This is a genomic window from Bullifex sp. (assembly GCF_034103065.1).
Classification (GTDB): domain Bacteria; phylum Spirochaetota; class Spirochaetia; order Sphaerochaetales; family Sphaerochaetaceae; genus Bullifex.
Genome location: NZ_JAXEGN010000007.1, coordinates 1 through 7,409 on the forward strand (window position 1 = coordinate 1; position 7,409 = coordinate 7,409).

Consider the following 7,409-nt stretch of genomic DNA (forward strand, 5'->3'; position numbering starts at 1 on the left):
AATGGAAGATGAATCAGTAGTATTTTTAACGAAGCTAATGGATTCTGATGAATTCATTAACCTAATGAAAGATAATTCTGTTCAGATTGTTTTCTAACAACCATGGGTATTCTGTCTAACCATCTATCAAGTAAGGAGAAAGATAGATCATGAAAACCTGGGATGATTACAAAAACCATGTCAGTGCTGTTAATTATGAAATAGCTAAAGACATAAAAGAATCAGAAGAAATAGCGACAATTGTTTCTTCTATGATTGAACAGAGGAATACCCTACAACAATTTCTATTATCAAATAGATTAAAGAAATCAAATGTAATAATTACATATTTGATTTCATTTCCATAATAATTTTTATTCTTAGTTACAAAAATAAATTTTAAATATACATATCAAATGTTATTTAAAATGAATGTTGACAAAAATGTCATTTTAACTGACAATGTCGATGTAGTCGACAATTATTTTGTAATTTTAAATTACATAATACTTTATTTGAGGGAATAAATTGAAAAAGTTATCAACAGAAAAACTATCAAAACTTATTGAGGCAAAGAGAAAAGAAAATAAACTCTCTCAAAGTCAGCTTGCTGATAAAACTGGGATAAATAGAGTAATGATTAGTAAAATAGAAAACCAAGAGTATATTCCTTCTATTTTACAACTCCAGACTCTTGGTGAAGTTCTAAACTTCGATATTACAGATTTATTTATTGAAGAAAGAAAAGTTGAAAAAGTAATCTTTACCAAGAAATATAATATTGCTGTTGCAGGAACTGGATATGTTGGTTTATCTATTGCAACTTTACTATCCCAACACAACCATGTTGTTGCTGTTGATATTGTTCCTGAAAAAGTTGCAATGATTAATAATAGAAAATCTCCTATTCAAGATGATTATATTGAAAAGTATTTAGCAGAAAAGGTTCTTGATTTATCAGCAACTTTAGATGGTGAATCAGCATATAAAGATGCTGATTATGTAATTATTGCAGCTCCTACTAACTATGATTCAAATAAAAACTTCTTTGACTGCTCTGCAGTAGAAGCAGTAATTGAATTAGTTTTAAAAGTTAATCCAAATGCAACTATGGTAATAAAATCAACAATACCAGTTGGTTATACTGAATCTGTTAGAAAAAAGTATAAAACAAATAATATTATTTTTAGTCCTGAGTTTTTAAGAGAATCAAAAGCATTATATGACAATTTATATCCATCAAGAATTATTGTTTCATGTGATGAGACAACTAGAGATAAAGCTAATGTATTTGCAAGTCTTTTAAAACAGGGTGCGATAAAAGAAGATATCCCTACTCTATTTATGGGTTACACTGAGGCGGAAGCAGTAAAACTATTTGCTAACACGTATCTAGCTTTGAGAGTTTCATATTTTAATGAACTTGATACTTATGCAGAGACAAAAGGATTAAATACAAGAGAAATTATTGATGGTGTATGCTTAGATCCTAGAATAGGAACACACTATAATAACCCATCATTTGGTTATGGTGGTTATTGTCTACCAAAAGATACAAAACAATTACTAGCAAATTTTGATAATGTTCCACAAAACATGATTAGCGCAATTGTAGAATCTAATAGAACTAGAAAAGATTTTATTGCAGATCAAATTCTGCATATGGCTGGATACTACGACTATTACAATAGAGGTGATTACTCTAAAGACCAAGAAAGAGAATGTATTATTGGCGTTTATAGACTTACCATGAAAGCTAATTCTGATAACTTTAGACAATCCTCAATACAGGGTGTTATGAAAAGAATTAAGGCTAAGGGAGCTACAGTAATTATCTATGAACCAACATTAAATAATGGTGACACTTTCTTTGGTTCTAAGGTTGTAAATAATTTAAGTGAATTTAAAGCTAAAAGCGATGTAATTATTGCAAATAGATTTGATGCAAGCCTTGATGATGTTAAAGAAAAAGTATTTACAAGAGATTTATTTAGAAGAGATTAAAAAAGAGGGAAAAAATGTACTGCGAAGAAAAATTTAGAGAAATTTACAATCGAGAACCTGAAACATCATTTTGTCCATACAGAGTGTGTCCATTAGGTGCTCATATAGACCACCAGTTTGGTCCTATCTTAGGTTTTGCTTTAGACTATGGTGTTCATATGGCATATGGAGTAAAGAATAATGGAATAATAGAGCTACAATCTATGAACTTCCCAAAGCGTGTTCAATTCCATATTTCTTCTGTTCCAGAGACTAAGGAAGGCGATTGGGGTGATTATCTTAGAGGTGCAACAAAAGCTATTAGTGAGAAATATAAATTAACAAAAGGGCTTTGTGGGGTTATTAGAGGAGCACTCCCTTCAGGAGGTATTTCATCTTCTGCAGCTGTTACGATTTGTTATATGAAAGCTCTATGTAAAGTAAATGATATAGAGTTATCTGATAGCGAATATATATACCTTGCAAAAAAAGCAGAAAATGAATACGTAGGTGTTGCTTCTGGAAAACTTGATCAAAGCTGTGAAACGCTTTGTAGAAAAAATAATATCCTATTTATGGACTGTAAGGATGATTCATATAAAAACATACCTTTACAAGAAAAGATGAAACCTTTCAAAATAGGTATCTTCTTTTCAGGACTAGAGAGAAACTTAGCAACCTCTGCTTATAATAATCGAGTTGATGAATGTAAAGCTTCTGCTTTTGCACTATATTCCTATGCAGTAACTGATAGACGTGGAGACTATAACCTTGATGAAGGTTTAAAGTTCCAAGATATGAGACTTAGAAATATTCCAGAGGAAATATTTAAAGAGTTTGGAGTAAGACTTCCAACCTCATGGCAGAAGAGGTGTAACCACTTCTACTCTGAAATGCATCGAGTTGAAAAGGGAATTGAGTGTTGGAAAAATGGTGAAATAGAATCATTTGGAAGACTTATTAATGAAAGTGGAATGTCTTCCATTGTGAACTATGAATGTGGTTCTCCTTGGTTAATAAAACTCTATGATATTCTTTCTAAACTTGATGGTGTTTATGGTGCAAGATTCTCTGGTGCAGGATTTAAAGGTTGTTGTATGGCATTAATTGATCCAGAAAAGGCTGAATACATTAAAGAAACTGTAGAAAGAGAGTATTTAAAAGAATTCCCATCATTAAATGGAAAATATAAAGCATACATCTGTTCAACAGCTGATGGTGTTGGTAAAGCAGAAGGAGATAGATTTTAATGACATGTATTGTATTAGCAGCAGGATATGCTACAAGGATGTATCCTCTAACACTAAACTTTCCTAAACCACTTTTAGAAGTAGGTTGTAAAAAAATAATTGATTGGCTTCTTGATGATATTAATGATTCTGGTGTCAATCAAACTGTTGTAGTAACAAACCATAAGTTTTATGAGCAATTTGAAACTTGGGAAAAAACACGAGAAAACGTAATAGTTCTTGATGATGGTTCAACTGATAATGATAATCGATTAGGAGCTGTTAAAGATATTGAGTTTGCTATTGATAAAGAGAAAATAGATGATGATGTAATTGTATTAGCTGGAGATAATGTCCTTGATTTTTCTTTAAAAGGTTTTATTGAATTTGCTAAAGCAAAAAAAACTACCTGTATAATGAGACATGAACAAAATGATATATCTAAGTTAAGGAAAACAGGTGTTATTACAATAGATGAAAATGAAAAAGTAATAGATATGGAAGAAAAGCCAGAGATGCCTAAATCAAATTGGGCTGTTCCACCTTTTTACTACTATACAAAGGATGATATTAAGCTAATAAAAGAAGGTATTAAGGAAGGATGTAAAACAGATGCTCCAGGTTCTTTTATTTCTTGGTTGATAAATAAAAGAAGTGTGCATGCATATCTTATGCCTGGCAAAAGATATGATGTTGGCTCTATTGAAGGATATGAAAAGATAAAAACTGAATATAAGGGAATTACTATAAAATGAAAAAGAATATTTTAGTAACAGGTGCAGCAGGATTTATTGGTGCAAATTTAGTTAAAGAATTATTAAATTCAACTGATGATAAGATTATCGGTATCGATAACTTAAATGATTATTATGATGTTTCACTTAAAGAGTTTAGACTTAAAGAAATTGAATCATTAAATAAAGATTTTACTTTTATTAAAGGAAGTATTGCTGATAAAGAACTTATTAATAGCTTATTTGAAAAATATCATTTTAATATTGTTGTTAATCTAGCAGCTCAAGCAGGAGTAAGATACTCAATTACCAATCCTGATGTATATATAGAATCTAATATGATAGGATTTTACAACATCCTTGAAGCATGTAGACACTATCCTGTAGAGCATTTAGTATATGCATCCTCATCATCTGTATATGGCTCAAATAAAAAGGTTCCATACTCAACAGATGATAAAGTAGATAACCCTGTTTCACTTTATGCTGCAACTAAGAAGAGTAATGAGCTATTTGCTCATGCTTATTCTAAGCTATATAACATTCCATCAACAGGATTAAGATTCTTCACAGTTTATGGCCCAGCTGGAAGACCTGATATGGCTTACTTTAGCTTTACTAACAAACTAATTAAAGGTGAAACAATTAAAATCTTTAATTATGGTAATTGTAAAAGAGACTTTACATATGTTGATGATATTGTAAAAGGTATTAGGCTTGTAATGAATAAAGCACCAGAGAAGAAAACAGGTGAAGATGGTCTCCCTATTCCTCCATATGCTGTTTATAACATAGGAAACAATAATCCTGAAAATCTTTTAGACTTTGTTCAAATTCTCTCCGAAGAATTAGTAAATGCAGGAGTACTTCCTGAAGACTATGACTTTGAAGCACATAAAGAATTAGTTCCAATGCAACCTGGAGATGTTCCAATAACTTATGCTGATACCTCTGCTCTTGAAAGAGATTTTGGTTTTAAACCATCTACATCTTTAAGAGATGGATTACGAGCATTTGCTAAGTGGTATAAAGCTTATTATATGTAACGATTATTAGGGGCGTTTATTATAAAGCGCCCGTATATTAATTGCACAAGTCATCATAGATTCAAAATCAATATCCTTGCCTGATAGTAAATCTTTAAAAGGGCCAAATATTAAAGAAGCATCTGCAACAATCTCAAGTTTATTATCAATACTCATATTTGCACCGATATTGTTTTAAATATAGCGCGGGAGGAAAGATAATAAATATTACTCTCATTGCAAAAAAGAAAATCATAGAAAGATTACGATATATTTCATATAAATTATAATGATAGTGTGTTAACAATAGCCGAAGTTTTGCATATTTTATATTTGAATGGAGTTATTCAAAATGGCAACCACAAATTTGAATATTAGAATCGATAAAAATATCAAATACCAGGCAGAGGAAATTTTCAACGAACTCGGTTTAAATATGACCACTGCCATTAATTTGTTTCTGAGAACAACTATTCGCGAACATGGTATTCCCTTTGAACTGAAACTGGATGTACCGAATGAAACAACAGCTACAGCCATTGATGAAGGCAGAAAGCTGATGGACGATCCTTTGGCTCCAAGATATTCCAGTATGGATGCACTGAAGGTGGCTCTTGATGTATGAAGTATGATGTGCAGTTTACCACTCAGTTTAAAAAGGATTTAAAGCTTAAAAAAAAGCAAAATAAAAACCTTGATAAGCTGTTTGAGGTAATCAATATTCTGGCCAGTGGTGGTACATTGGATGCAAAATACAGAAATAACGATTTGAAAGGTTACTACAAAGGAACTCGAGAATGTCATGTAGAGCCCGACTGGTCACTTATTTATGAGATTCGCGGAGATGTTCTAGTTTTGATGTTATATAGGCTTGGTACGCATTCTGATTTGTTCAAGAAGTAAACGTAGCTTCTGTTATATCCATCTCAAAGAAGGTATGCTCTCCTGACAACTCAGCCCGTGAAGGATTCTTTGGTAGGATAAAGAATGAAGTCTTCTATGGCAGAGACTGGAAAGGATGGACTCTTGATGATTTCATGTACTTCATTGACACATGTTACTTAATATCAAAATGAATTTTATCCCAAATTTTTTTTCTTATTTCTGGATGAGACCATAACCATCTAATTAGAGTATCATTAATAGGATTATCCTTCTTAGATACATCACCATAGAGAATATAATCAACTCCAACATTTAATGCATCAGCAATCTTTTTTGCCTTATCCAATGAAAGAGGACAGTTTTCTCTTAGTATTTCAGAAAGTCTACTTGTACTTACATTAGATAATTCTGCAAGCTCTTTATTAGTAGAAATATTCCTTTCATTCATTAAAAGTTTTATGCGTTCCACACGCATATGATTATCTCCAGAAAATGATATAGCATCTTCAACAGATATTTTTTCTTCAAAATAATCCATATTAACATTAAAAACATTGCATATTGTTTCTATTATTTTTTCTGGTACTCTACCACTATTTTCATATTGAAACTCTGTAGAAGTATCTATTCCTATTTTACTAGCAAACTCTTTTATTGTAATTCCTAGATATTTTCTTAATTTTGTAATTAAAAACCCATAATCCATTGACATAATAAATTCTCGCTATATAATTTTGTTAAAAAATATTTCAAAACATTGTTGAGGGAATTTCAAAATATTAATTATTTGAAATCTTGAATGTTTATTCACTTTTAAGTGTTGTTATGTTCAAATCAAATCCTCAATTTCTACTAAAAAATGGAGGGATTATGACTGCACAGTCAATTGCAATGAGTATCAGAGCAGATTTTAAAACTGGAAACTTTTCCCAGCTAGCACTTTCAAGAAAATATGGTATTCATAGGCATACTATTAAATCAATTCTTGCTAGAAGTAGTGATAAATATAGTAGAACATCAGATCCAAATAATAGGCGTATTTTAAAGTACTATGATTTCATTAGAGATCTTCTCAAGAAAAATGAAATGCATGCCACAACAATTCACAGAATACTTATAAAGAAAGGAGCTAAAATTGGTTTAACAGAAGTAACCAAAGCAGTTAAAGAAATAAAAAGAGAACTAGATATTTCTGCAATTAGATATGAAACCACACCAGGTCAACAAGCACAAGCTGACTGGGCTGAACTACCTGGATACACTGTTAATATAAATGGTAAACAGGAAAAGCTCCATGTGTTTCTTCTAATACTTGGCTATAGTAGACAAAAGTATGTACAGTTTGTACCATCAGAATCACTTCCTATGCTTATCAGTTGTATTCAATATGCTTTTGAATACTATGGAGGATATCCTAAAGAAATCCTATTTGATAACATGCCTCAGGTTGTTCAACGTATAATGATTGACAAAGAAACTCCTGAACGTAGAATTGTTCCTGAGATGCAAAACTTTGCTAATTATTATGGCTTTGATATCAAATTATGCAGAGTCCGTAGGCCTCAAGAAAAGGG

General features: G+C 31.2%; 10 protein-coding genes. 8 read left to right on the top strand and 2 right to left on the bottom strand.

From position 1 onward, the window contains the following. Window positions 1–149: 149 nt before the first annotated feature. The 5 genes from SOY52_RS00215 to SOY52_RS00235 all read left to right on the top strand — a co-directional run bounded on the left by SOY52_RS00215 (window position 150) and on the right by SOY52_RS00235 (window position 4,971). Window positions 150–347 (top strand): hypothetical protein, encoded by a 198-nt coding sequence (locus tag SOY52_RS00215; RefSeq protein ID WP_320846975.1) that lies wholly within the window; start codon window positions 150–152, stop codon window positions 345–347. Window positions 348–507: 160 nt separating this feature from the next. Further along, entirely contained in the window at window positions 508–1,983 is a 1,476-nt protein-coding gene (locus SOY52_RS00220) for a nucleotide sugar dehydrogenase (RefSeq protein WP_320846976.1), read from the top strand. Window positions 1,984–1,997: 14 nt separating this feature from the next. Next, on the top strand, window positions 1,998–3,212 hold the full coding sequence (locus SOY52_RS00225; RefSeq protein ID WP_320846977.1) for a galactokinase family protein: 1,215 nt from the start codon (window positions 1,998–2,000) through the stop codon (window positions 3,210–3,212). After that, window positions 3,212–3,946: a nucleotidyltransferase family protein gene (locus SOY52_RS00230; RefSeq protein ID WP_320846978.1), complete on the top strand. Its 735-nt coding sequence runs from the start codon at window positions 3,212–3,214 to the stop codon at window positions 3,944–3,946. The genes SOY52_RS00225 and SOY52_RS00230 overlap by 1 nt, the downstream gene beginning before the upstream one ends. Next, on the top strand, window positions 3,943–4,971 hold the full coding sequence (locus tag SOY52_RS00235) for an NAD-dependent epimerase/dehydratase family protein (RefSeq protein ID WP_320846979.1): 1,029 nt from the start codon (window positions 3,943–3,945) through the stop codon (window positions 4,969–4,971). Before SOY52_RS00230 ends, SOY52_RS00235 begins: the two co-directional genes overlap by 4 nt. Window positions 4,972–4,977: 6 nt before the next feature. Here SOY52_RS00235 and SOY52_RS00240 read toward each other — a convergent pair whose 3' ends face one another. Continuing rightward, window positions 4,978–5,127, bottom strand: a complete 150-nt coding sequence (locus SOY52_RS00240) for a hypothetical protein (protein ID WP_320846980.1) — start codon at window positions 5,125–5,127, stop codon at window positions 4,978–4,980. A 175-nt stretch (window positions 5,128–5,302) separates the two neighbouring features. On the opposite strand from SOY52_RS00240, the gene SOY52_RS00245 reads away from it, so the two are divergent. After that, on the top strand, window positions 5,303–5,575 hold the full coding sequence (locus tag SOY52_RS00245) for a type II toxin-antitoxin system RelB/DinJ family antitoxin (protein ID WP_320846981.1): 273 nt from the start codon (window positions 5,303–5,305) through the stop codon (window positions 5,573–5,575). Continuing rightward, window positions 5,572–5,853, top strand: coding sequence for a type II toxin-antitoxin system YafQ family toxin (locus SOY52_RS00250; RefSeq protein WP_320846982.1), 282 nt, complete (start codon window positions 5,572–5,574; stop codon window positions 5,851–5,853). Before SOY52_RS00245 ends, SOY52_RS00250 begins: the two co-directional genes overlap by 4 nt. A 154-nt stretch (window positions 5,854–6,007) precedes the next feature. Here SOY52_RS00250 and SOY52_RS00255 read toward each other — a convergent pair whose 3' ends face one another. Beyond that, window positions 6,008–6,547, bottom strand: a complete 540-nt coding sequence (locus SOY52_RS00255) for a helix-turn-helix transcriptional regulator (RefSeq protein WP_320846983.1) — start codon at window positions 6,545–6,547, stop codon at window positions 6,008–6,010. A gap of 158 nt (window positions 6,548–6,705) precedes the next feature. Here SOY52_RS00255 and istA point away from each other — a divergent pair. Beyond that, a partial coding sequence (gene istA, locus SOY52_RS00260) for an IS21 family transposase (protein WP_320846984.1) occupies window positions 6,706–7,409 on the top strand: 704 nt, incomplete at its 3' end.